The sequence below is a fragment of the Bacillus sp. 5mfcol3.1 genome, assembly GCF_900114335.1.
Lineage (GTDB): Bacteria > Bacillota > Bacilli > Bacillales > Bacillaceae_G > Bacillus_A > Bacillus_A thuringiensis_S.
Genome location: NZ_FOST01000008.1, coordinates 86461 through 112108, shown reverse-complemented (window position 1 = coordinate 112108; position 25648 = coordinate 86461). Strand labels below are relative to the sequence as shown.

Below are 25648 nucleotides of genomic sequence, written 5' to 3'. Positions count from 1 at the left end.
AAAAGGATTATTTTAACGTATAGCGTTCTGAACGCTTTTCTAACATCTGTTGTACGATTGATAATAAGAAACAAATAACCCAATAAATAAGACCTGCTTCGAAATAAACAATTAAAAACTCATAGTTCATTGCCGCAATTTCCTGCGCTTTTCGGAACATTTCTGTTACTAAAATTAACGATGCTAATGAAGTATCCTTCACTAAGCTAATAAATGTATTCGAAAGCGGCGGGATTGATACGCGCGTTGCTTGTGGTAAAATAACACGTTTTAACGCTTGCGGGTATGTCATCCCAATTGTGTAAGCTGCTTCCCACTGCCCTTTCGGAATGGAAAGGATAGAAGCACGAATAATTTCCGATGCATATGCACCGACATTTAATGAAAATCCAACAACTGCTGCTGTATATGGCTCAACTTCAATATTAAGAGTTGGAAGTCCATAGAAAATAATAAATAATTGTACAAGAAGTGGCGTTCCGCGAATGATAGATACATAGATACGAGCAATCCATTGTAAAATACGACTACCAGAAATACGTGCGAGCGCTGTTAACGTTGCCAGTATAATCCCGATAATAAATGTAATAAGCGTTAATGGAATTGTTGTAAAAACAGCTTCCTTCAGCATAGGCATGAAGGAAGTCTGCATAATATCTATCCAAGTAGACAATCGATCTGAAACCAATGCACTACTTAGATACATTTTCACCGAACCATTTTTTCGTTATTTTGTCATACGTACCGTCTTTTTTCATATCTTCTAACGCTTTATCTACTTCTTGTACAAGCTTATCGCTACCTTTACGGAATAAGAATCCACTTTCTGAAGCTTCTTTTTCAGTATCTACAATTTTAATTTTCGCATCTTTTTTCGTTTCTAAATAATTTAATACTGATAACTTATCATTAATTGTAAAATCAACGCGTCCTGAAGCTAATAATTCTGCTGCTTGGCTAAATCCTTCTACACCAATAATTTCCGCACCATTTTTCTTAGCGATATCTGCATAGTTACTCGTTAAAGATTGTGCTCCTTTTAATCCTTTTACATCAGCAAATGTAGCAGGCTTATCTTTATCTTTTGCAATAACTAATGCCGCTGAAGATGAAACGTATGGCTTAGAGAAATCGTATTTCTTTTGACGATCTTCACGAATACCAACTTCGTTTGCAACCATATCGAAACGTTTTGCATCAAGACCAGCAAGTAAGCTATCCCATTGTGTTTCTTTAAATACAGGCTTTACACCTAAACGTTTTGCAACTTCTTCCGATAATTCAACGTCAAATCCAGTTAATTTATTGCTTGAATCGTGGAACGTAAATGGTGGATATGTACCTTCTGTACCAATTACAAGTTCACCGCTTTGTTTAATCTTTTGTAACGCATCTTGACTAGCTGTATCTTTTTTCTCTTCTTTACCGCAGCCGGCTACAATCCCGATCGCTAATGTAGTTACTGCAAGCACTGAAAATAATTTCTTCATGATTGTAATCCTCCAAGTATTCTGATAGGAATTTAAAAACTATATTGATTGTATGCAATCTTGAACAATTTTTCAATGAAAATGTTCTTATTTAGTTTATCCTTTTTCTTCATAATCAAACAAAAGGGAAAAATAACGCCACATACAAAAAATAAGTAACATTTTTTAATATAGCATTAATTGTAGGAAAGGTAAAATAATACTTCTTATTATGTACCTTTATCGCTGACATTTTGCCAACAAAAAAGAACTTGCAACAATCGCAAGTTCTTCCCCGCATTAAGCGCTCTGGTTTCCTTCCATTTGCGTTTTATACATATCATAATAACGCCCGCGCTTTTTCATTAGTTCATCATGGGAACCTTTTTCCAAAATTGTTCCTCTATCGAGTACAATAATTTGATCTGCGCTTTTAATTGTTGAAAGACGGTGCGCAATAATAAATGTCGTTCTTCCTTTTTTCACAACTTCTAGTGCTTGTTGAATCATCGCCTCTGTTTCTGTATCAATACTAGACGTTGCTTCATCTAGAATTAAGATAGCTGGATCAAAAGCGAGTGCTCTAGCAAACGAAATAAGCTGACGTTCACCAGTGGAAAGCGTACTTCCCTTTTCTGTAATTTCTTCATTTATATTGTTCGCAAATCTTTCAGCACCAACATCATGCAATGCTTTTATGATACGCTCTTTTGAAATTTTTTCGTTCTCTAAGCTTACATTGGAAGCGACCGTCCCGCTAAATAAAAACGGGTCTTGCAATACGATTCCCATATGCTCACGAGTTGCTTGTTTCGGCATTTCTCTTACATCATGACCATCAATCGTAAGCTTTCCTTTTTCAAACTCATAAAATTGAAAGAGTACATTCATAATAGAACTTTTTCCTGATCCAGTATGACCGACAAGTGCCACTGTCTCGCCTTGTTTCGCTTCAAAAGAAATATTTTTTAACACTTCATCTTTTCCATTATAAGAAAATGATACATTATCAAATTTCACATTTCCTTTTAAACGAGGCATACGTTCTTCTTCTACCGCTTCCCCTTTTTCCTCTAACAATTCAAAGACACGTTCTGATGCAACGCGCGCTTGCTCTAAGTTGGCAAGCTGGTTCACCATATTCGTAATTGGCGAGAATAATCGTGTTAAATAATCGACGAACGCATACAGTACCCCAAGTGAAATAATACCTGTAGCACTTAATGACGCACCGCCGAAATACCAAATCACTCCTGTGAAAGCGATATTTCTTAATACGGCTACTAAGTTATGCGAAGTTGCTGCATTTAAATTTAAAATTTTATTTTGATACTTAAAATAATCGCCATTTAATTCTTCAAACTCTTTTTTCGTTTCACGTTCTTGACGAAACGCTTGAATAATCGGCATCCCTTGAATGGATTCATTCACCGTTCCGTTAATATCAGATAAACGGGAACGCATTTTATGGTTGTATACAGACGCATATTTTCTATAAAGAATCGCCCAAACAATTAAAATTGGGATAATTAATAAACATAATGAAGCGAGCTTCACATCTAGTAAAAATAGCGCAGCGAATATCCCAATAATATAGATGATACTAGAAACGAATGTTGCCAGCACCGTTACATATAAATCACGAATGGCCTCTGTATCATTCGTCACACGCGAAACAATTTTCCCCGCCGGTAAATGATCAAAGTACCGAATTGGCAACTTTTGAATATGAGAGAAAACATCCTCCCTCATAATTTGAATAATTTTGTTCGCTGCCTTCTGCAAGAAGAACTGCTTTCCATATGCAAATAATGATACGACTACTAATAAAGCAAAATAGCCACCACCAAGTAATAATAGACGGTTTATTTCTGGTTTATAAAACGCAAACACTTCTTCTTTCGTTAATGCTTTCGCTTTATACACTTGCACCGCCTTACCATTTTGAATAGTAATCATATCCCCTTTTATAGTACGTGACCCTTCAATATTCACTTTATTCGGTACAAAGTAATATTGAAAACCGACTTGCATCACACGTACTTCTTTACCTTTTGTCTCGCCTTGTTCAAAGCGATCACTTCGCTTATAAAAAGCGCCATTATATGAAACAGCTTCTTCACTCTTTTCTGTTTCATACCAAGGTTTCTCTATCCCGACGATATGATCATCAATCATCGTTTTAGCAACGAAAGGACCAGCAAGCTCTGCGATGACGAAAATAAATAACATTAACATCGCAGCAAAAATCGTCCCTTTCACTTTCATCGCATATTGAAATAATCTTTTTGAAACGCTCATATTTTCACCCCACTATCCGCACTTTCACTTTCGCCTTGTTGTCTTTCAAACTGCTCAGCATACCAGCCTCCGCTTTGGATAAGCTGAGCATGCGTACCTTCTTCCATTACTTCACCTTCGTCCATAACGAGAATCCAATCCGCATGTTGCACTGCAGATAAACGATGCGTCGTAATAATCGTCGTCTTTCCGCTTCTTTCCGTTCTAATATTTTCAATGATCGCTGCTTCCGTACGAGCATCTACAGCTGATAAAGAATCATCCAAAATTAAAATTTCTGGATTTTGAATAACAGCTCTTGCAATCGAGATCCTTTGTTTTTGCCCTCCGGATAAAGAAACACCTTTCTCTCCAACGAGCGTTTCTAATCCTTCTGGTAAAAACTCTAAATCCTTTTTAAACGCAGCAATTTCAATTGCTTTCTCTAGTTCTTCTTCCGTCGCTTCCCTATTTCCGAATAAAATATTTTCTCGCGCTGTTTTTGAGAACAAAATATGCTCCTGCGGTACATAGCCAATCCACCCGAGTACATTTTCATTCTTTATTTTATCTAATGTCACATCAGAAACTGCAATATCTCCATCTCCAAGCGGATATTGGCGAAGAAGCTGACGTACAAGCGTCGTTTTCCCGCTTCCTGTTTTTCCGACAACCCCAAGCGTTTCTCCTTGCTTTAATGTGAAAGAAACCTTTTTTAAATTTTCTTCAGTTGATGAAGGATATGAGAAAGACACATCATCAAACTGAATATAATCCGGCTCTTGCACAAGCTTTGGATGTTTCGGATTCTTTACATCTGGCTCATACGCTAACGTTTCATTCACACGGTCAAGCGAAGCATTTCCTCTTTGCATAACATTAATTAATTCACCAATTGCAAACATCGGCCAAATCATCATCCCTAAATACACGTTAAAAGAAACGAGTTCACCAAGCGTCACCTTTGACTGGAACACAAGGTATGCACCGTACACTAAACCGATTAAATAACTAAGACCGACAAGCATTTTCACAGTTGGTTGGAATAATGCATCAATTCTCGCTACCTTCATATTTTTTTCGTAGACGTCATCTCCTAAATGATGAAATCTTTCCTCGTCTGCATTCTCTTGTACGTATGCACGAATAACGCGCACACCAGCGATTGATTCAAGCACTTTATCGTTCATATCACCAAACGCATCTTGCGCAACGGTAAATCTTTCATGCAATTTCTTTCCATATATATTCATCGCATACGCCATAATTGGAAGCGGTATAAGCGCTGCAAATGTAAGCTCCCAACTAATTGTAAAACCCATCATACAAACGATCGTAAGCATATATAAACTAGAATCCACGAGCGTTAATATACCAAAACCAGCTGTCATAGCGATTGCTTTTAAATCATTCGTTGCTCTCGCCATTAAATCGCCAGTACGATTTTTTTGATAAAAAGTCGGCGTCATCTTAAGTAAATGCCCCATAAATTTAGAGCGCATCGTTTTCTCCAGTACAAATGCACCGCCAAACAATTGATGTTGCCATACGAAAGTGAGGCCATATCCAACGATCGTAACCCCTATTAAAATGAGAATAGATTGCATAATTGCTTCGTTCGATAACGTTCCTGTTTTTATGTTATCTATCGTAACCCCTAACACTTTCGGGGGAATCACTTCAACTATATTCACAATTAAAAGAGCTCCAATGGCGATACTATATCTCTTCCAGTGCTCTTTAAAAAACCACTTTAACTTTAGTAATACTGATAACAATGTAACCTCTCCCTTCTCGTTCTCGTTTACTTCTCATTTCTTTATCCACTATCCAAACCCATTACATTTACATTTCGTAACCCATACAATCTCATCACATTTTTCCACCTTCCAAAGTTTTATATAGGAATATGGAAAATAAACAAAAAAAAGCATACCGCCGCTTGACGATATGCACAGGAATGCATAAAAAGCGTACGTTACGATATACGCAACGTACGCTTTTTATAAGACAAAGATGCCCTATATATCCGCACGGGTTGCGTAATGATATAAATGTTTTCTGCCATTTAACAGAGCTAAGCTCATTACATTTACGATTACAATCATTACGCACACCCCCTTCATTTATTTTCCATTTATAATCTTACAACTTTATTGAGTATTCTGTCAATTGTTTTTTTACACATAAAGTAAAATACACGAAAATGCAAATGGTTCATGACATAATAAACCAGTTTGAAATAAAAGAATGTTCTGTAAGAAAGGGCATACAAAATAAAAAAAGAATAAGAAATCGTTTTCACAAACATTTCATTTGAAAAATGTTATCAAACCCCCTACAATCACCTTATACTCACTCTTACAAGTTGCTATTTTAGGAGGACTAATCATGACAACTAGCAATACGTACAAATTTTATTTAAACGGAGAATGGAGAGAAAGCTCTTCAGGAGAAACAATCGAAATTCCATCTCCATACTTACACGAAGTAATTGGACAAGTACAAGCAATTACTCGCGGAGAAGTAGATGAAGCAATTGCATCTGCAAAAGAAGCTCAAAAATCATGGGCAGAAGCTTCCCTACAAGATCGCGCAAAATACTTATATAAATGGGCTGATGAGCTCGTAAATATGCAGGATGAAATTGCCGATATCATTATGAAAGAAGTCGGTAAAGGCTATAAAGATGCGAAGAAAGAAGTTGTTCGTACAGCTGACTTCATTCGTTACACGATCGAAGAAGCTTTACATATGCACGGAGAAAGCATGATGGGCGATAGCTTCCCTGGCGGAACGAAATCGAAACTTGCGATCATCCAACGCGCACCACTTGGTGTTGTATTAGCAATCGCACCATTTAACTACCCAGTAAACTTATCTGCTGCAAAACTTGCACCAGCATTAATTATGGGTAACGCTGTTATTTTCAAACCAGCAACTCAAGGTGCAATTAGTGGTATTAAAATGGTTGAAGCACTTCACAAAGCTGGCCTTCCAAAAGGTCTTGTAAACGTAGCTACAGGACGCGGTTCTGTAATTGGTGACTACTTAGTAGAACACGAAGGCATCAATATGGTATCGTTCACAGGTGGTACAAACACAGGTAAACATTTAGCGAAAAAAGCTTCAATGATTCCACTTGTATTAGAACTTGGTGGTAAAGATCCTGGTATCGTTCGTGAAGATGCTGACTTACAAGATGCTGCAAACCATATCGTAAGCGGTGCATTCTCTTACTCTGGTCAACGTTGTACAGCTATTAAACGTGTACTTGTACACGAAAACGTAGCGGACGAGCTTGTTAGCTTATTAAAAGCACAAGTAGCTGAACTATCAGTTGGATCTCCAGAACAAGATAGCACAATCGTTCCATTAATCGACGACAAGTCTGCTGATTTCGTTCAAGGTTTAGTTGACGACGCTGTAGAAAAAGGTGCTACAATCGTTATCGGTAACAAACGTGAGCGTAACTTAATTTACCCAACATTAATCGATCACGTAACAGAAGAGATGAAAGTTGCTTGGGAAGAGCCATTCGGCCCAATCCTTCCAATCATCCGTGTTTCTTCAGACGAGCAAGCAATTGAAATTGCTAACAAATCAGAGTTCGGCTTACAAGCAAGTGTCTTCACAAAAGACATTAACAAAGCATTTGCAATTGCTAACAAAATCGAAACTGGTTCTGTTCAAATTAACGGACGTACAGAGCGCGGCCCTGACCACTTCCCATTCATCGGTGTAAAAGGTTCAGGTATGGGCGCACAAGGTATTCGTAAGAGCCTTGAGTCTATGACACGTGAAAAAGTAACTGTATTAAACTTAGTCTAATCTTATAAAAAGAAGCTAATCTATAAATAGATCAGCTTCTTTTCTATATAAATACTTCCAAAAACGGAGTATTTCGTTCTACTTCTGATTTGGTTTTCCAAATCGAACTAAAACATGCCATAATAATTTTAATTCCTGAAGCACTTCTTCATAAGTTCCACGATCACTCCAAGATAATGGATTGCGTTTTAAATCCACTACAGCAGAGCCAATTATATTTGCATCGATACAATGATTCCGTGCAATACGTCTTGCTAAAGATGGCATTTTTGAACCTCTAAAATCCATCGGAACTTCGTCTACCGCAAGTACAAAACCGATGTGCCAATACAAATCAATAGCATACTTCAGGCAAATTTCTTCTAAAACTCTTCCTACATCCGTACCCTTAAATGAAGGATCTGCAACAAGCACCTCTACGTCTTCTTTAAGAGAAATCTCTCCATGAATCTGCGCTTCAATATAATGATTAAGATTACGGGCTGGCTCTTTGCTTACTAAATCTATAAACGGCCTTTTCAGATTAGCCAATAAATGATTAATTATTATTGTTGGAGTCAAATTTCCTTCACCAATTGCAAAATCTCTTACGAATGCCTCTTCCAAAAGAGCAGCTAAAATCATATCAAACTCCTCATAAGTCCCCTTTTCTTTCGGATCTTGATGTGAATCTAAATATGTATATGTAGAGCGCGAAGAAACTTTTGGAGATAAGAGAAAATAACAGGATCCAAAACGCGGAGCCGGCCCATCTGGATGTAACATCAAATTTAGCGCTCCGTATTTTGGACGTTGATCATTCGTTACGCCTTCTAATTGATATGCCCCTCCAAATATTCTCTTTTCCCAAAGGTCACGTTCACCACCAGGGTAAGCAGATACGCTTCCATTAGATAGCAACGTTTCAAATTGACTTTTATATACTCCTTGCTCAAACAGTGCTTCAGCAACTCTTTTCATATTCGAATCTAGTCTGTCTGGATGAAAGTGTAAAGCAATCCTTGCATGAGATTTTAAATTAGCGACAGCTTCTTCAAATATTTCATCTGTAATATTAGACATTTTAAGTATATGATTAATCGTTGCTTTAGCCCTACGTTTTTCGTTCTCTGCATATTTTGAAATATATTCTAAAGCAAATAATTGAGATCTTGATAATTCCATAATCCAATCTCCCCTTTAATTGAAATGACCTTAATCCTTTCAATTAAAAGTGCATTTTTTCCTTCTTATGCAACTAACCTAATTTATTGAACAAAAAGTACTTTAATACAGTCTAATTACAGATACGAGCATTCTTTACGGGTAAATCCACACATTCTACAGAAATGTGATATCCTAGCCATCGCTCAGCAATATGTTCAAATGATAAAACAGATCCCGTTGTAAAAAAACGATGCTTCGGATTCAGATTGTCAGACAAAATTCCTTTGTGCTGTAAAATGGTACTTAACTCTATCGCTGTTTCTTCTGCAGAACTAATAATCGTTACATCTTCTCCTAACCCCCTTTTTAATCACAAACTCTTCTCTATAATCTGATTATTACTATATCCATTGACGTATAAAAATACATTTGTTACTCTTAAAGACGTTAATTTAATATTTAAATCCTCATTCGTATCTCGGTGAGGTAGAGGTTGCAATCATTAAGAGTATCATTTCAGGAGATGTAGTGGCATTGATGAAGGAATGAGAAAGGAATGGTTGCCGAAGTAAGTCGTGTCCACCATGCACGCTTGCTGGGTCTGCATTTAATAAGTGCAGAACTGTCACAAACGTTTCGTTTGTGGAGAGCTATCGAGAGGTATGTCGTGGGTTTCTTATAAGATAGAAAGCATGTAGCGGCAGATTACGTGCTTTTTTTGTTTTGTTTGGGACTTCTCTTCCTGACTCAGGAAGACATACATATCTCCTCGCTTGACTTGGTTATACTAACTTTGGAGGTATTTTCTATGCAACAAAAAAAATGGGGCTTTTGGGTACTAACAGCTTTCGTTGTCGGTAACATGGTTGGCGCTGGTATTTTCATGGTGCCAAGTACGTTGGCACAAACAGCAAGCCCACTCGGTGTCACTTTAGCTTGGTTAACAACAGGGTTTGGTGTTTTAATGCTAGCTCTTGTTTTCGGTAATTTAGCAATTCGTCGTCCTGATTTAACGACAGGACCACAAAGTCATGCATATGCTTTATTCTCAACACCAAAAAAGAAAAAAATGGCTGGTTTCAGTATGGTATGGGGATATTGGGTTGCAAACTGGGCAAGTAACGTTGCCATCATTACATCATTTGCGGGATATTTATCACTCTTCTTCCCAATTATGAAAGATACGCGACTACTATTTTCAATCGGTTCTTTTAACATAGAAGTCGGAAAACTAATTACATTTACGATTTGTTCCATCTTACTTTGGGGAACTCATATTATATTAACAAATGGTGTAAGCGGAGCTGGAAAACTAAACTTCTTAGCAACAACAACGAAAGTAACTGGATTCCTTTTATTCATCGTCGTTACGTTATTTGCATTCGAAGCTTCTAAATTTGGACAATGGTACACACCGATGATCGATAAATCAGGTGCATCACACGGTCTTCTTTCACAAGTAAATTTAGCGGCTCTTACAACGCTTTGGGCGTTTATCGGAATTGAATCAGCCGTTCTTTTATCAAACCGTGCTGTTTCTCCAAAAACGGTAAAACGTGCAACAGTTGCGGGATTACTTATTACAGTTGCGATTTACTTAGGAATTACAATTTTAACAATGGGTGTACTTCACGTTGATAAATTACAAGCTTCTGAACGTCCATTAGCAGATGCATTAAACGCTGCAATGGGTCATGGCGGTGGGAAACTGATGGCATTACTTGCTCTTACTTCCCTGTTCGGTTCTATCTTAGGCTGGATTTTATTAAGCTCAGAAGTACCTTATCAAGCAGCAAAAGAAGGTTTCTTCCCTTCCTTCTTCACGAAAACAAATAAAAAAGGAAGTCCAATTTACTCATTACGATTAACAAACATTATGTCGCAAGTATTCCTATTCTCAACATTATCAGGAACCATTGCGGAAGCTTATACATTCGTTATTACCGTATCGACACTGGCCTACCTCATTCCATATCTCGTTTCACCAATCTTCCAGTTAAAACTAGTCGCAACTGGTGAAACATATAAAAATGAAATGCGGGCAAGAATTACAGATGGCATAGTCGCAGTTATCGCACTTTGCTACGCACTATGGGTTATTAAAACCGGCGCATCCGATATAAAAACGTTCCTTCTCGGAATTGGTTTATTCGTAATCGGATTTGCTTTCTATCCATTAATGAATCGTGATCAGAAAAAAAATAACGAAAAGAAAAACGGGCAAGTTGCATAACGCAATTTGCTCGTTTTTTCTTTTGTAAAACATATATAATAGAACAAAGAGGTGAAAAACATGTCAATCGAATCGCTATGGAGCAGTCGCTTCCAACAACATATTCAAAATATCATTACATACTTTGCACGTATGATTAACGGTTTACTATATAGCTTTATCTTTATTTCATGCGTTGGTGCATATTATTATGCTCAGTTTCTAAAAGCATCTCCTTCTAAAGGAATATCTTTAATAATTATAACGATTGTACTTACATTCATTATAACGAGATGCCCTATCCGTACATTTATTCAAAAACCTGATGCTGTCTATTTACTAGCACTAGAAGAGAAATTAACATCTTATTTCAAAAAATCTCTTCTATACAATTACATCATTCAGCTTTTCCCATTGTTATTTACGTTCCTTATTCTCGTTCCACTTGCTATGCAATCATTGCAATTAACGGTTCCTTTTTTATGTACAATCTTTATCATGTTAATGATTACGAAAGCCTGGAACATGTACATACATTGGATGTGGCGTGATAGTCACGAAAAAAACATATGGCTAATCATTCGTATTACTTGTAACGCCCTAATCATTTTCATGCTGTTTTATTCCGCAAATGTTCTCATATTGGGCGGACTACTCTTACTACTTGCTTTCCTACTTCTATATACGAAAAAACAGCCTACAAAACGAATACCTTGGGATTACATAATCGAGCAAGAAGAAAAAATGAACGTTCGTTTTTATCAATTTGCTAGCATTTTCACAGATGTTCCGCAACTGAATAAACAAGTAAATAAAAGAAAATGGCTTACAAATTGGATTGAACCTTTATTACATAAAAAACGAGCAACTTTCTTCTACTTACATACACTAGCATTTTTACGTGGAAATGATTATTTCGGCATATATATTCGCTTAGGATTGATCGGTGCTTTCGCCTTATATTTCATACCAAATATATACGTAAAAGGCGCTATCGCTTACATCGTTCTATATATGATTTCTATGCAGCTCCGTTCACTGTGGAAATATTTTTCAGGAAATATTATTGTAGCATTATATCCGATTGGTACTGAAGAAAGAATGAAGCAATTTCTTCGCTTAATCTTTATATTGCTAAGTATTCAACTCATTGTATTTTCAATTGTTATACTCATTGCTACAGGTCAATTTTTACATAGCCTTATCATTATGATTGTCGGGTTACTCTGGATCAAATTTATTATTGTACCAAAAACGAAGCAACGTGTTTCTTCGTTTTAACGAAAAGAAATATCTTAAAAGCCAAGGAGCAAATAAATTATCTCCTTGGCTTTTTTATTTTTTAATTTTAAACCTATCCTTCATACTTAATTAAAAACTTTAGGTATGTTACTCCTGTTTTTCTTAAGCATAGAGTGCTATACAAACTCCCTGTCTTCCCCTTGATGTTTTAGGGTTTAATTATGATTTTTACATACAAAAATCATAATACATGTTTACATACTAATAAAAAGGGTATCTATTAATTAACAGAGTAAAGGAGGGGCCTATATTGTGAATAAAAAAACGGAACAATTGAAGCATCACGTTACTGACAATCAATGCAAACATGCTTTAACAACAAATCAAGGGGTAAAAATAGCTGAAGATGAATTTTCTTTAAAGATGGGCTTAAGAGGCCCAACCTTAATGGAGGATTTCCACTTTCGCGAGAAAATGACCCATTTTGATCACGAACGAATTCCCGAAAGGATTGTTCATGCACGCGGAGTTGGTGCTCATGGTTATTTTCAGCTTTATGAATCGTTAGAAGCATATACGAAAGCAGATTTTCTTACTAATCCTTCAAAGAAAACACCTGTATTTGTACGGTTCTCAACCGTTCAAGGTTCTAAAGGATCCAATGACACAGTAAGAGATGTACGCGGATTCGCCACAAAATTTTATACAGATGAAGGAAACTATGATTTAGTGGGTAATAATATGCCAGTATTCTTTATCCAAGATGCTATTAAATTTCCTGATTTTGTCCATGCAGTTAAACCAGAACCACATAATGATATTCCTCAAGGAGCTAGCGCTCATGATACCTTTTGGGACTTTGTTGCGCATAATCCTGAGTCCACTCATATGGTCATGTGGCAAATGAGCGACCGAGCTATTCCGCGTAGTTTACGAATGATGGAAGGTTTTGGAGTTCACACATTTCGACTCATTAACGCAGAAGGAAAAGCCCATTTCGTAAAGTTTCACTGGAAACCTACCCTCGGGGTTCATTCATTAGTATGGGATGAAGCTCAAAAGATTGCCGGGAAAAATCCTGATTTTCATCGTCAAGATTTATACGAAGCAATTGAAAAAGGGGATTATCCTGAATGGGAGCTTGGATTACAGCTAATTCCAGAAGAAGATGAACATAAATTTGATTTTGATATTTTAGATCCAACGAAATTATGGCCAGAAGAAGAAGTTCCCGTAAAATTAGTTGGTAAAATGACACTGAACAAAAATGTTGATAACTTCTTTGCTGAAACAGAGCAGGTAGCTTTTCACCCTGGTCATGTCGTACCAGGTATTGATTTTTCAAATGACCCTCTTCTGCAAGGAAGATTATTCTCCTATACAGATACACAATTATCTCGTTTAGGGGGCCCTAATTTCCATCAAATTCCTATTAATCAGCCTGTATGTCCTTTTCATAATAATCAACGTGATGGTATGCATCAAATGCAGATTCATCGCGGTCAAACAAGCTATCATCCTAATGGATTAAATAACAATCAACCTGCAACCGTCCAAGCCGAACAAGGAGGATATGAACATTATCAAGAAAAGATTGATGGGCATAAAATTAGAGGTCGCAGTAAAAGCTTTCTTAACTTCTATTCTCAGGCTAAACTTTTCTACAATAGTATGAGCCCTATTGAAAAGCAGCACATAAAAGAAGCTTTTTGCTTTGAAGTTGGGAAGTGTAAATCAGACATGGTGAAGGCAAATGTAATTGCTCTTCTAAACCACGTCGATCGTCAATTAGCACAAGAAGTCGCTAACATTATTGGAGCTCCTTTACCTAAGGTAAATCACGAAGTAAATTCAGATGCAAATTCACCTGCACTAAGTATGTCCAATACTATTTTTAAATCTGATTCCAAAAATGTTGCAATTCTATTAAATGGTGACCCAAGCGTCTCACTTCTGTCCGAATGGATTCAAGCTTTTGTACAACACCGAATTAACTATAGCATCATAGATAATAAAATTTATCAGTTCAATGATTCCATTAAAGTAACTGATACTTATACAACAACAGACTCCTCCCTTTTTGATGCAGTATTAGTGTTTAGTAGTGAGTCTGTCATTCAACCCCCTGTTTTAGAATTTGCAGAAACTACTTTTAAACATTTTAAACCGATAGCTCATGTCCTTAGTAATCCTCATGCTTTGGACCATAGTAAGATTAAACTGGATGGAGCAGGAGTTTACAACTTAACAAATACTTCAATTGAATCATTTATAGAAGGCATTGCCCAAGGAAGATTCTGGAGCCGATAATATAATATAAGGAGCGGATTAGAATGAGTAAAAAAATTGCTATTTTAATAACGGATTATTTCGAGGACACAGAATACACAGAGCCAGCAGAAGCTTTTAAACAAAAGGGATATGAATTAACAACTATTGAAGCAGAAAAAGATAAAACGGTACACGGTAAGCAAGGAAAAAGTGAAGTCGTGATTGATAAAAGTATTGATGATGTTTCTCCAGAGAACTTTGATGCCCTCTTCATACCGGGTGGATTTTCTCCAGATATACTTCGTGCCGATGAACGTTTTGTTCGCTTTAGTAAAGCATTTATGGATGCGGAAAAACCTGTTTTCGCTATTTGTCACGGACCTCAGCTACTCATCACTGCACAAACACTTGAAGGACGCGATGTAACTGGATATAAATCTATTGAAGTCGATTTGAAAAATGCCGGCGGGAACTTTCATGACAAAGAGGTTGTCGTATGTCAAAATCAGCTAGTAACAAGTAGACAGCCAGAGGACATCCCAGCGTTTATTGAAGAATCGTTGCGTATATTAGGATAACTACTTCGGTTAACTAACCTCCTTTTATTTACATGAAAATAATGAATCAGTGGGGTTTTATTCATCCCCCACTGATTCATTAGCCCTCATCAACTGGTCGTTTACAGGAAATCCGACCACCACAAATAGCAAGATAAATAAAAAGAGGGGAATCCAAAAGTTCAGTTTTAATAATCTTTTGGATTCCCCCCTTTTCTCGCCCCAAAATTCCTTATCACTTTTCATAGGCAGTTCTCATATAGTGAAAATGACTATATAATTCCTATCCATAAGTTAAATAATGATTTCGCACATATATAAATACAAAAGATGGGAGCCTTATTTATGAATAACAATCCACCTTCAACGCCCCAAGACAACTCCGAAAACAATAGCCGTGATATTACACTGCAAACATTAAGGGTCATCGGACTCGTCGTCCTTATTAGTGGTTATATCCTCGTTGCGCTCTCTGAAGTAGGTGAGCTGAAAACCTTATTAACAAATCCGAATGCTAACCCTGATTTGGCTGAAGTTGATCCGTTTTAAAAAGAATAACATATCACCCTTCCTAAAAAAACGTAACAACTGATTCATTCAGCTGGGCAAATTTTGCGAAGTTATGGATAGAGTCATCCCCGCATTAAATACGGGGATGACTCTAATTATTGAATAACTTCTTCTAAATGATTCTTCAAGTTCCCTAAATACTTCTCTATATCCGGATTCTTCACCACATCATAACAAGCAAAACTCTTTAACGGACTCATACCGAGAAACTTTTGCACTCGGTGTAAATGACTAAGCGCTGATTCTAAACTTTCTCCTTCAAAGAACTTCGTCTTATCTCCAAATGCTTTTTCAGGTGCATTCCAAGTTGTAGAGAACATATACTCTTTCTCTTTTAATAAACCACCTGTTCCATATTCATCTGCACCTTTAAAGAACAAACCGTATTCATATACTTCATCCATATACGTTTTAAATAAGCCTGGAACACTAAACCAGTAAATTGGTGTTTGATAAATCACAACATCAGACCATAAAAACTTCTCTTGTTCTTCTTTAATATTGTAACCATCTTGAATCGTTGTTGTTTTCACATGATGATTCTCGCCTAATACAGTAACCATATAATCTACTAACGTTTTATTTAATCGTCCTTCCTTTGTACCGTATTTTTCATGTCCATTTATAATAAATATATTTTTCATCGTTTTTCTCTCCCCTATATGATCTACTCTTCAGCTATTAAGCCGAGTTGCTGCTGTAGTGTAAGATTATCTTCTAAATGCCAATCTTCTGTTATCTTTCCGTCTTTCACATGTAAAATATCAATTGCAAAAAAATTAATTTTCTTACCATTATGCGTTCCTGTAAAAGAAAGACGGGCCGTTACTTTATCACCAACAACTAATAAGTCTTCAATCTCGCAATGTATATCAGGCACAACTTTACGAAAATTTTGCGCTGCAAACTTTAATCCTTCAATGCCTTGTGGTCGCCCTTTCGGCAATGTATTATCGAAGAAATCTTTAGTAACAGTCTGCGGAATAAGTTCCTCCTTACCTGTATCCCAAAATGCATAAAAACGCTGCGCCGCATGAACCATTTCTGTCGCTTCTTTTTTACTTAGTGAGGGATCAATTGTCATTGCTTTTGGCTTTGGCATTTCTTTTAATAACTGAACTTCAGTTTTTTGTTCCACACCACATGCTACAAGCACAATACAAATAACAAATAAACTAAGAAATCTAAATAACTTTTTTATCCCCATGGAAATCACCACCTCCTTATATAAATCCTTTTTGTTTCGTATTGCTATTGTATATGCACTAACTTCCTTTATGGAAGTAGTGATATTTTTTTCATATAGTTACCAAAAGTATAGTTTTGTGATACTATAAAGCAAATTCATCCAAAAAAATTTTATGGAGGCTAGTTCCATGAACGATATAAATCCAGTTGAATTAACGAAAGGTTTACCTGGCATACCTTGTCCCATCGCTAAAACGCTTGATGTAATTAGTACAAAATGGACGTTTTTAATCATTCGTGATCTTCTTATCGAAGGAACATTACGCTTTAGTGATTTACAAAAATCAATGGATGGTATTAGTCCAAAAACATTATCGCTTCGACTAAAAGAATTAGAGTCTCAAGGCATTATAACGAGAAAAGTATATCCAGAAGTTCCGCCTCGTGTAGAGTACACATTAACGGATAAAGGAAAGCAATTAGAGGGGATTTTTATTGAATTAAAACGGTTTGGGTTAAGTTTATAAAATGAAACTTTAATCAGGATAAAACAAAAACCCCTTACCGTCGTAAGGGGTTTTATTACTTCGCAAAACTTTCAGCCAACTGTTTCTCTCTCCACATAAATGTAATGCCGAGACCAACTATTAAAACAACGCCTGAAAATGCATATGGATAATGAATATTCATATCAAATAATATTCCGCCCATCGCTGGTCCTGCGATATTTCCTAAACTCGTATAAGTCGAGTTCATACCAGCGACGAATCCTTGCTCTTTTCCGGCTGCTTTTGATAAAAATGTCGTTAAAGCTGGACGAAGTAAATCAAATGCTAAGAAAATGAAGCAAGTAACGAGAAGTACAATCCAATAATTAAAGACTACAGTTGAGACGAATGCTAATACTGCACCTACAATTAAACATATTTGAATTAACACTTTCTCACCGAACATGTCTACCAATTTGCCAAACATAAATACTTGCACAACTACCCCAAAGATTGAACTAATTGTAATAATTGCCGCAATATCTTTCGGCGAGAAACCAAATTTATGATCAGAGAATAAGCTAAACACTGTTTCATACGCTGATAATCCGAATGCGAGTACAAATACGATAATAAATGCAATTGCATACATTGGATGTAATGATTTCTTTAAATCCCCAATAAAACTTGATTCTTTCGTATTAGAAGAAATCTCTGCAAGTTCTTCTTTCGTTAACGGTTCTTTTAAAATAAAGATCGAAATCACACATGCTATAAAAGCAATTACTGCTGCAACGAAAAACGGCACACGTATACCGTATTCTGCAATAAATCCGCCGATTCCAGGCCCTATAATGAATCCAGTACTAATAGCCGCAGATAAGTATCCCATCGCCTTTGGACGTTCCTGAATAGATGTAATATCCGCAACATATGCCGTAACACCAGGCATAATAAAAGCAGCACTAATTCCGCCTAATACCCTTGCTACATAAAGCATCCATACATCTTTTCCTAATCCAAAAAGAAGCTCTGAAACACCAAAAATAAATAATCCAATGATTATCATTTTCTTTCTACCGTAAAGATCAACCCACCGGCCTGTAATAGGTGAAGTAATGAGCTGTGCCATTGCAAACACTGCAACGAGATATCCCATCGTCTTCCCTGTTAAACCCATATCATTCATAAAGGACGGCATAACCGGAATGATTAATCCAATCCCTAAAAAAGCGATAAATATATTACTCAAAAGAATGACCAATACCATCTTTTGTTCTTTTATCGGTTTCTTCACTTTTTAACACCTCTTCCCGTAAGTTCCTCTCAAAAAATAATGCCCAAGAAGCTTTTTCTCTATCCTTCTATTTGTGGGCTAGTCATGAGTAGAGATGCCCCCTACTCGTTAGAATTTCACACTATCCTTCCACACATACATACGCATTAGGTGAATGACTATCATTCAGTTTTCCTCAAAAATGAACCTACCTTTTCAGACAGGTTCATCTCACTATTTCTTTATATGTAGTGCATGTGTTAAAAAATCTAGTACTTCTGCCTTTTGTAGCTCGACTTGCTCATCATCTTTATGATCATATAGATACACTTGTTCCGCTGCTGATTCAACTAGAGCGATAAATAACTTCGCTGTTCGCTCTGCGTGAACCGAATCACGAATTTCACCAGCTTCTTTTGCCTCATTTAAAAATTCACTTAGCCACATATAAAGGGGCTCATACACAGCTTCCCATTCTTTTATATGTTCTGTAGATGCAAGACCTGCATACATTAAAGCTTGTATTTCACGATATTCAGCTATAAAGTGAAACACCGCATCTATTACTTGCGTCACTTTACTTGAGAAAGGCGCATCGTTTTGCACTTTTTCTTTCACTGCAAGTATCATCTTTTCAACCATCACTTCTGCTATTGCAGGCATAACAGATAACTTAGAAGGAAAATATAAATAGAAAGTTCCTTGCGCAATGCCAGCTAATTTCACGATATCAGAAATCTTCGTTTTTTCGACGCCCTTTTCCTGAAACACTTCAATAGCTGCATAGACAATTTTCTCTTTTTTATTCATCATCTAAACCCTTTCACACTCATATTGAATGACTGTCACTCATTTTATAAGATAATCGATTGTACTGTCAATGATAGTGAACTCTAAGAGGAAATCATTTTTTTATAATAAAATCTCCTAATAAACAATTAGGAGATAAAAATACAATATACCTTTAAGAAAGTGCCTTTAATCCTGTCACTCCACATACAATAAGAAACACACTAATAATACGCGCTTTACTTTTCGACTCACCAAACAAGAACATGTTTAACAAAACTGCACCTGCTGTTCCGATACCAATCCAAACCGCATACGCGACACTTACTTGTAAAAATAAGAAGGAAGTATACAAAAATGCGAAGGATGTAGCAAACCCACCTATATAAATCGCACCATTGGCTAATGTCTTATCTTTACTATACATTTTAAGTCCTATCACACCGACTATTTCACTAATTGCAGCACAAAATACGAAAAACCAACCCATTTTTAAGCAGCTCCTTCCACAGTTTCTTCTTTATTGTCAGCTAACTTTAAACCGATAACGCCGGCTACTACCATAAGAATGAAGAATAGTTTGCCTGCGCTGAAACTTCCACCGAAAAGAAATACATCCATTAAGAAAGTACCTACCGTACCAGCTCCAGCGAAAACAGCATATACAGTTCCTGTTGCAAGATGTTCACACGCTTTAGAAAGGAAGTGAAAATCAACAGCGATAACTCCTAAAATAATAATCCAATGCCACCAAGTATTAGCCGTATTAAAACCAAACACCCAAAAAATTTCAAAGATACATGTTAATATGACATATAACCAAGCTCTATTTTTCATACCTCTCACCTCTTATGACTGACTATCAGTCATTTTTATTTTAAAAAAATATACTCTTTCATCAATACTATATAAAAACAAATATCATCCTCATTTACCATTTATATTTGTTCCGTTTCCAAGTAAACTGCATCCTGTCATACAAAATGACTGAATGTCATTCATATATATTGTACATGAACATTTTAAAAACTGTCAATGCCGAAAGTTTATTTAAAATTTCTTTCATCTGATTTGTATATTTCCTAATAATCTGTCAATAATGCTAGTAACATAATATTTTCTCCACTCCCCCTTGGAGAGATCCCTTGAATGGAGCAGTTAGCTTTTGCTAGCTGCTCTTTTTTATTTATCCGCACACTATGATGAAATACTCATAGATCAAATCCATTTTTCATCACATAACAACATCTATTTATTTTCCAATGAGCTTTTGTATGTACGAATTTTATTCTCAAGCATCTTCTCTGTAACCTCTAAGTTTTCTCTTTGAATCTGAATAGATTTCCTATGATCTTCTAGGAGCTGTAAACGAGCTTCTGTTGTATGCACCCCTTCTGTATATAATCTAGCGTATTCTCTTATTTTCGCTATTGGCATTTGCGTTTGTTTTAATTTCATTACAAACTGCAACCACTTTATATGTGACTCTTCGTAAAGTCGATTTCCATTTGTATCACGATTTGCAATTAATATATTTTCCTTTTCATAATAACGTAGTGTATGTGTGCTCACGCCTAATAATTTTGCTACCTCACTAATTGTGTACATACTAAAGCTCCCTCCACATGCTTACCCTCATATATTTTATGACCGTATCAAATTTATAAAAAACATTTGACTTAGAGTATACTCTAACAAATACAATCTAACCATAAATGAATTTGAATTTAGGGGGATTTTATATGAAATACACGGTTATTACTGGTGCAAGTTCCGGAATTGGTTATGAAGCAGCTTTAGCATTTGCATCTCGCGGAAAAAATTTAGTACTTGTAGCTCGAAGACAAGAAGAATTAAACGGATTAAAATTAAAAATTAACGAAATGCATCCGGAGTTGGATGTTGTCATTCGAAGAACTGATTTATCTGTTACTGAAGATGTTTATAAACTTTATGAAAGCCTACAAGCTTTTCAAATTGAAACGTGGATTAACAACGCAGGTTTTGGTAATTTCGCCTCAATTGCTGAACAAAATTTAAATAAAATCGAAACGATGTTACATGTAAATATAGAAGCACTAACAATACTCTCTTCTCTTTTCGTTCGAGATTATTCAATGGTTGATGGAACACAGCTTATTAACGTTTCATCGGGCGGCGGATACACGATTGTTGCTGATGCTGTTACGTATTGCGCTACGAAATTCTATGTAAGTGCATTTACAGAAGGGCTGTCTCACGAACTGAAAGAACAAGGCGCAAAACTGCAAGCAAAAGTTTTAGCTCCTGCTGCAACTGAAACAGAATTTGCGAAGCATTCATTTGATATTGATGAATTCCAATACGATAATGTTGTACCAAAATTCCACACTGCAAAACAAATGGCACAATTTATGCTCGACCTTTATGATAATGATAAAGTTGTAGGAATTGTCGACGGTTTAACGTATAACTATGAACTTAAAGATCCACTTTATAATTTTGCCGTGAGACAAAAGAATTCAAATTCTTAATAACCTGTCCATTTCTTATGGAAATATATATTCCCACTATATATGTAAATAATAGTGGGAACTTTTTCCCTATAAATTTTTCATCCAACATACCGCACCATCGCCACTTCATCACAATAATCCACCTTTGGACAATGTCTACAATCAATCCATACTTTCTCTGGCAACGCTTCTTTGTTTATAAAATCAAATCCACACTTTTGAAAAAATACTGTTTCATATGTTAAGGAAATTACTCTTCTTACATTTATTTTCGTAGCTTCCTCCATTACATGATTTACGAGCATACGCCCTATCCCTTTCCCTGCATATGTATGCGAAACTACTAACGATCGTATTTCTGCAAGATCTTCTCCTAATACATGCAATCCAGCAACTCCAACAATTCTCTCGTCTTCTTTCATAACATATAAACATTGCAAATATTGATAAAGAGACAAAAGGGAACGTGGTAAAACCACTCCCTCTTTTGCATAAACCTCAATAAGACTATAAATTTCTTTCACATCACTCGTCACCGCATTACAGATTTTCATATTACATCCCCTTGCCCTCGATATTAATATTTATAACTTTAAATGAATTTTAATACATAATTTTATATAATAATACAGCTCTCTTTTCTCCTCGTCAATCACTTTATGCAAACAAAAAACCAAGCAATCTAATTGATGCTCGGTTCCTCATCTCGTATCGGCAATACCGTCGAATATTTAATTTCACGAAGTGCTAAACTTGTCTGTATCCTTGTAATACCAAGCTTATTCAGCTTTCTAATAAACTGCTCCAGTTCTTTACGATCACGATTTGCAACCTTTAATAAATAATCGTATTCTCCTGTTAAACAGTGACATTCTAACACTTCCGGCATCGATTCTAATTCTTTCTCCAACACTTCCAACTTGTCAAATTGATGAATATTCGTACTCATAAAAATAAAACATAATAAATCAAACCCAAGCTTTTCTTGATTTAAAATCGCAACTTGCTTATCGATGAAACCTTCCCCATCTAACCTTTTTATTCTTGCATGCATCGCAGCCGGTGATAAATTAACGCGACGTGCCAGCTCTGCATTACTTACTTGTGACTCCTTCTGCAATATATCTAAAATTTGTACATCCAAATCATCCAACACTTTAATAACAGACGACTCCATTACAATTCCCCCTTTTTTCTTACCGATGATTATTCGAAAAAACACCTTATAATTTATCCAAAACTGAATATCATTCCGTAAATATCATTCACAGATAAATATTTTATCGAGTTTTTACCATTATACAAAAGAATATATTATACAATAAAGAAAAATGCTAAAATTATTTACAATTCGTATTGATTACAAAAAGGGGATTTTAGCATGCCTTATTTTTACGTCTTTTTACTATTACTAACGAGCTTATTATGGGGAGGAAATTTTGTCGTTGGAAAATCACTCGTCGATCATGCATCGCCGATGACACTGACAAATTTAAGATGGATGATTGCGATTGTTTGTTTATTACCAATGGTATGGTTTAAAGAAAAGAAAATCCTTCCACCACGTACCGCAATACTTCCGTTAATATTGATGGGAATTTCAGGGGTCGCTCTTTTTAACATCTTTCAATTTTTAGCATTAGAAAAAACATCCGCTACGAATGTAGGTCTTATCTCTACTTTGAATGCAATTTCAATCGCATTATTTTCAGTATTATTTCTAAAAGAAAAAGTAAATACACTTCAAATCCTATCCATGATTCTTTCATTTTTCGGGGTTATCCTCGTCCTATTAAAAGGTGATTTCTCGCTTTTATTTTCACTACATTTTAATAGCGGTGATTTATGGATGATTGCAGCAGTTTGTATTTGGGGAATCTATTCTGTTTGTAGTAAATGGGCAACAAAAACAACTACACCACTTATGGCAACGTTGTACTCTGGTATTTTCGGCGTTATTTTATTACTACCGTTTAACATAGGTAGCTTCACTGTTTCAAATATAAATACTTCTTTCATCACATCACTTTTATATACTGGGCTTATTTCGACAGTTCTTTGTATGGTATTTTGGAATATTGGCGTACAAAAATTAGGCGCAACTACATCAGGTATTTTTCTAAACTTCAATCCAATTTTCACAGCCATTTTAGCCTTCATATTTCTCGGGGAAGAATTAACGTGGATACAAATTTTAGGGACAATTGTCGTTGTAACAGGATGTTATTTATTTTCTCATTTCAAAACTGTTACCGTTCAGCCTGTTAGACCTTTAATGCGCAAACATTCTTAATAAAAAAACATCGTCATCTGGGTTGGCGATGTTTTTATTTACTCTTCATTTCTTTTATATACCGCTTTTCCTCTTCTGGCGATAAACGTTCCGTCGCCTTGCCAGTATCTCCACCTTGAAGGCTCCATAAAAAGTTATGCTCCTCAACAGTTTGAGAAAAATCTCCTTTTTCCCATCTATTTATAATAGAAAATAACTTCATTTTATATTGAAAACCTGTACTATTTTCAATATCTCTTTTCACATTAGAAATTTCCTTTTTTGTCATCTCTACAAATCCCCATTTTTCAGAGGATTTTACCTTTTGGTGCACCATTTTATGCATAGTAGAAATAATTTCACCTTCACTAATTTGCGGAGCTTCTTCTGCAGCTTTTTTCTCTTTTTCGTTTGCCGCTCGCTCGGTTTGAATATTTGTATTTTCTTTTTCCACATATGCAAGCAATTTCTTTCCGCCAACTATAGAAGAGATGATTACCATAATGGTAATACATATACCTACAATCCATTTAAAAAGCATTAGCTCTTCATCGCTTCCCTAACAATATGACTATCTACATACTGCTTAAACTTCACGATTTTTCCATTTTCAAGCTGCCATACATGAACAAATTCTGCTTCAAATGATTTTCCTGTTTCTTTATAAACTCCAGAATACATACCTTCAGCAATAATTACATCTTTTCCGTTTACTTCATGATATGTATTTACACTTGCTTTATAATCATCCCATTCTGATCCTAAACGGCTAAATACATTTTCCATTATAGCTTCTACGCCTGTATATGTTCCGCCATACGGGAAACCTTCTGCCTCTGTCCATTCCACTTTTTCAGAGAAGGCTTCTGCTAAATGCTTTGCATTCGAAGAAGCTGATCCTTCATACGTGCTTTGAATAATTTCTAAATTTGATTTAGGCATATTACTTCCTCCCGTTTATTTATTTTTACACAAGACGTAACCAATGCAGTTACATCTTGTATAAAAAAATATTTAAATTATTTCATTCGTAATCCATCAGTTGTAATCATTATAGTTACAATAATTCTTCAAGTCAACAATTTATAAATAAAATTTACTTCGTTTTCATTACTTTCTCTTTTAAGAAACGATCTACATATCCTTCTGCTTTTACTACGAATAAATACGCACCCATTGATAATAATGCAAGATCTAATTCATATCCTGGATTCTTTCCATCTCCTAATAAACCTGCTGCTCCATTTACCTTTACGATAGCTCCAGCTAAAATAAGAGCGAATAACAATCCTACATATCGTACACCTAAACCGATAATTAATAATATACCACCAACTAATTCTACAGTTGCTACGCCGTATGCAAGGCCACCTGGTAAACCGATGCTCGTAAACCATCCTGCTACATTATCGATACCTGATTGAAACTTTGCTAAACCGTGTGCAAAGAACGTAACTCCTAACACGATACGAATAATTAAATTCCCAATGTATTGATTCATTTTGAACTCTCCTTTTTGTTTTGTTATGGTGAACTTTTATTTACAAGTCAAAACAATACGG

General features: G+C 35.8%; 27 protein-coding genes, 1 pseudogene and 1 riboswitch. Of the genes and pseudogenes, 9 read left to right on the top strand and 19 right to left on the bottom strand.

Features of this window, described 5'->3' with window-relative positions; genetic code table 11:
• Nucleotides 1-7: 7 nt before the first annotated feature.
• The 4 genes from BM089_RS26470 to BM089_RS26450 form a co-directional block, all read right to left on the bottom strand.
• The gene (locus tag BM089_RS26470) at nt 8-706 is read right to left on the bottom strand and encodes an amino acid ABC transporter permease (RefSeq protein WP_000281499.1); all 699 of its coding nucleotides are present in this window, start codon (nt 704-706) and stop codon (nt 8-10) included.
• Nucleotides 693-1490 carry an amino acid ABC transporter substrate-binding protein gene (locus tag BM089_RS26465; RefSeq protein ID WP_000732856.1) on the bottom strand — a complete coding sequence of 266 codons (798 nt, stop codon included), beginning with the start codon at nt 1488-1490 and terminating at the stop codon, nt 693-695. The genes BM089_RS26470 and BM089_RS26465 overlap by 14 nt, the downstream gene beginning before the upstream one ends.
• 279 nt (nt 1491-1769) lie before the next feature.
• Nucleotides 1770-3770 (bottom strand): ABC transporter ATP-binding protein, encoded by a 2001-nt coding sequence (locus tag BM089_RS26455; RefSeq protein ID WP_090978504.1) that lies wholly within the window; start codon nt 3768-3770, stop codon nt 1770-1772.
• Nucleotides 3767-5527 (bottom strand): ABC transporter ATP-binding protein, encoded by a 1761-nt coding sequence (locus BM089_RS26450; RefSeq protein ID WP_090978502.1) that lies wholly within the window; start codon nt 5525-5527, stop codon nt 3767-3769. Before BM089_RS26450 ends, BM089_RS26455 begins: the two co-directional genes overlap by 4 nt.
• A 613-nt stretch (nt 5528-6140) precedes the next feature.
• Here BM089_RS26450 and gapN point away from each other — a divergent pair.
• Complete coding sequence (gapN, locus tag BM089_RS26430; RefSeq protein WP_000213634.1) at nt 6141-7580, top strand: NADP-dependent glyceraldehyde-3-phosphate dehydrogenase; 1440 nt, start codon at nt 6141-6143, stop codon at nt 7578-7580.
• Nucleotides 7581-7658: 78 nt separating this feature from the next.
• Here the strand turns inward: gapN and BM089_RS26425 are convergent, their stop codons facing one another.
• Both BM089_RS26425 and BM089_RS26420 read right to left on the bottom strand, forming a co-directional pair.
• Nucleotides 7659-8744: a DUF3626 domain-containing protein gene (locus tag BM089_RS26425; RefSeq protein WP_090978500.1), complete on the bottom strand. Its 1086-nt coding sequence runs from the start codon at nt 8742-8744 to the stop codon at nt 7659-7661.
• A gap of 112 nt (nt 8745-8856) precedes the next feature.
• Nucleotides 8857-9096, bottom strand: a pseudogene (locus BM089_RS26420) (glutamate racemase); the annotation flags it as partial.
• Between the two features lie 109 nt (nt 9097-9205).
• Nucleotides 9206-9387: riboswitch (Lysine riboswitch) on the top strand.
• Between the two features lie 147 nt (nt 9388-9534).
• Here BM089_RS26420 and BM089_RS26415 point away from each other — a divergent pair.
• The 4 genes from BM089_RS26415 (at nt 9535) to BM089_RS26400 (ending at nt 15029) form a co-directional block, all read left to right on the top strand.
• Nucleotides 9535-10959, top strand: coding sequence for an amino acid permease (locus BM089_RS26415; RefSeq protein ID WP_023521252.1), 1425 nt, complete (start codon nt 9535-9537; stop codon nt 10957-10959).
• 60 nt (nt 10960-11019) lie between these two features.
• A complete protein-coding gene (locus BM089_RS26410) occupies nt 11020-12219 on the top strand; it encodes an ABC transporter permease (protein ID WP_090978499.1) in 1200 nt (399 codons plus the stop codon).
• A 273-nt stretch (nt 12220-12492) separates the two neighbouring features.
• Nucleotides 12493-14490 carry a catalase gene (locus BM089_RS26405; RefSeq protein ID WP_090978497.1) on the top strand — a complete coding sequence of 666 codons (1998 nt, stop codon included), beginning with the start codon at nt 12493-12495 and terminating at the stop codon, nt 14488-14490.
• Between the two features lie 23 nt (nt 14491-14513).
• Complete coding sequence (locus BM089_RS26400) at nt 14514-15029, top strand: type 1 glutamine amidotransferase domain-containing protein (protein ID WP_090978496.1); 516 nt, start codon at nt 14514-14516, stop codon at nt 15027-15029.
• A 57-nt stretch (nt 15030-15086) separates the two neighbouring features.
• On the opposite strand, the gene BM089_RS31225 is transcribed toward BM089_RS26400, so the two are convergent.
• Nucleotides 15087-15254, bottom strand: a complete 168-nt coding sequence (locus tag BM089_RS31225; protein WP_175495700.1) for a hypothetical protein — start codon at nt 15252-15254, stop codon at nt 15087-15089.
• A 99-nt stretch (nt 15255-15353) separates the two neighbouring features.
• On the opposite strand from BM089_RS31225, the gene BM089_RS26395 reads away from it, so the two are divergent.
• Nucleotides 15354-15557 carry a hypothetical protein gene (locus BM089_RS26395; RefSeq protein WP_016078064.1) on the top strand — a complete coding sequence of 68 codons (204 nt, stop codon included), beginning with the start codon at nt 15354-15356 and terminating at the stop codon, nt 15555-15557.
• Nucleotides 15558-15673: 116 nt separating this feature from the next.
• Here the strand turns inward: BM089_RS26395 and BM089_RS26390 are convergent, their stop codons facing one another.
• Both BM089_RS26390 and BM089_RS26385 read right to left on the bottom strand, forming a co-directional pair.
• Entirely contained in the window at nt 15674-16222 is a 549-nt protein-coding gene (locus BM089_RS26390; RefSeq protein ID WP_090978495.1) for an NAD(P)H-dependent oxidoreductase, read from the bottom strand.
• Between the two features lie 23 nt (nt 16223-16245).
• Nucleotides 16246-16785: an ester cyclase gene (locus BM089_RS26385; protein ID WP_086387960.1), complete on the bottom strand. Its 540-nt coding sequence runs from the start codon at nt 16783-16785 to the stop codon at nt 16246-16248.
• A gap of 169 nt (nt 16786-16954) precedes the next feature.
• On the opposite strand from BM089_RS26385, the gene BM089_RS26380 reads away from it, so the two are divergent.
• Entirely contained in the window at nt 16955-17293 is a 339-nt protein-coding gene (locus tag BM089_RS26380) for a winged helix-turn-helix transcriptional regulator (protein ID WP_000997917.1), read from the top strand.
• A gap of 55 nt (nt 17294-17348) precedes the next feature.
• On the opposite strand, the gene BM089_RS26375 is transcribed toward BM089_RS26380, so the two are convergent.
• From BM089_RS26375 to BM089_RS26355, 5 genes are all read right to left on the bottom strand, one after another.
• Nucleotides 17349-18551, bottom strand: a complete 1203-nt coding sequence (locus BM089_RS26375) for an MFS transporter (RefSeq protein WP_000742945.1) — start codon at nt 18549-18551, stop codon at nt 17349-17351.
• A gap of 213 nt (nt 18552-18764) precedes the next feature.
• Nucleotides 18765-19343, bottom strand: a complete 579-nt coding sequence (locus BM089_RS26370) for a TetR/AcrR family transcriptional regulator (protein ID WP_001996782.1) — start codon at nt 19341-19343, stop codon at nt 18765-18767.
• 151 nt (nt 19344-19494) lie between these two features.
• Complete coding sequence (locus BM089_RS26365) at nt 19495-19809, bottom strand: DMT family transporter (RefSeq protein ID WP_000539671.1); 315 nt, start codon at nt 19807-19809, stop codon at nt 19495-19497.
• Between the two features lie 2 nt (nt 19810-19811).
• Nucleotides 19812-20156, bottom strand: coding sequence for a DMT family transporter (locus BM089_RS26360; protein WP_000796020.1), 345 nt, complete (start codon nt 20154-20156; stop codon nt 19812-19814).
• 411 nt (nt 20157-20567) lie between these two features.
• Nucleotides 20568-20927 carry a MerR family transcriptional regulator gene (locus BM089_RS26355; RefSeq protein ID WP_000288074.1) on the bottom strand — a complete coding sequence of 120 codons (360 nt, stop codon included), beginning with the start codon at nt 20925-20927 and terminating at the stop codon, nt 20568-20570.
• 134 nt (nt 20928-21061) lie between these two features.
• On the opposite strand from BM089_RS26355, the gene BM089_RS26350 reads away from it, so the two are divergent.
• On the top strand, nt 21062-21832 hold the full coding sequence (locus tag BM089_RS26350; protein ID WP_090978494.1) for an SDR family NAD(P)-dependent oxidoreductase: 771 nt from the start codon (nt 21062-21064) through the stop codon (nt 21830-21832).
• Nucleotides 21833-21912: 80 nt separating this feature from the next.
• On the opposite strand, the gene BM089_RS26345 is transcribed toward BM089_RS26350, so the two are convergent.
• On the bottom strand, nt 21913-22368 hold the full coding sequence (locus BM089_RS26345) for an N-acetyltransferase (RefSeq protein ID WP_000686663.1): 456 nt from the start codon (nt 22366-22368) through the stop codon (nt 21913-21915).
• A gap of 128 nt (nt 22369-22496) precedes the next feature.
• The gene (locus BM089_RS26340; RefSeq protein WP_000446096.1) at nt 22497-22991 is read right to left on the bottom strand and encodes an Lrp/AsnC family transcriptional regulator; all 495 of its coding nucleotides are present in this window, start codon (nt 22989-22991) and stop codon (nt 22497-22499) included.
• 204 nt (nt 22992-23195) lie between these two features.
• On the opposite strand from BM089_RS26340, the gene BM089_RS26335 reads away from it, so the two are divergent.
• On the top strand, nt 23196-24107 hold the full coding sequence (locus BM089_RS26335; RefSeq protein WP_090978492.1) for a DMT family transporter: 912 nt from the start codon (nt 23196-23198) through the stop codon (nt 24105-24107).
• A 34-nt stretch (nt 24108-24141) separates the two neighbouring features.
• Here BM089_RS26335 and BM089_RS26330 read toward each other — a convergent pair whose 3' ends face one another.
• The 3 genes from BM089_RS26330 to BM089_RS26320 form a co-directional block, all read right to left on the bottom strand.
• On the bottom strand, nt 24142-24627 hold the full coding sequence (locus tag BM089_RS26330; protein ID WP_090978490.1) for a PRK06770 family protein: 486 nt from the start codon (nt 24625-24627) through the stop codon (nt 24142-24144).
• Nucleotides 24627-25028, bottom strand: coding sequence for a nuclear transport factor 2 family protein (locus BM089_RS26325; RefSeq protein WP_090978489.1), 402 nt, complete (start codon nt 25026-25028; stop codon nt 24627-24629). Before BM089_RS26325 ends, BM089_RS26330 begins: the two co-directional genes overlap by 1 nt.
• A 154-nt stretch (nt 25029-25182) precedes the next feature.
• Nucleotides 25183-25587 carry a DoxX family protein gene (locus BM089_RS26320; protein ID WP_001077751.1) on the bottom strand — a complete coding sequence of 135 codons (405 nt, stop codon included), beginning with the start codon at nt 25585-25587 and terminating at the stop codon, nt 25183-25185.
• Between the last annotated feature and the right edge of the window lie 61 nt (nt 25588-25648).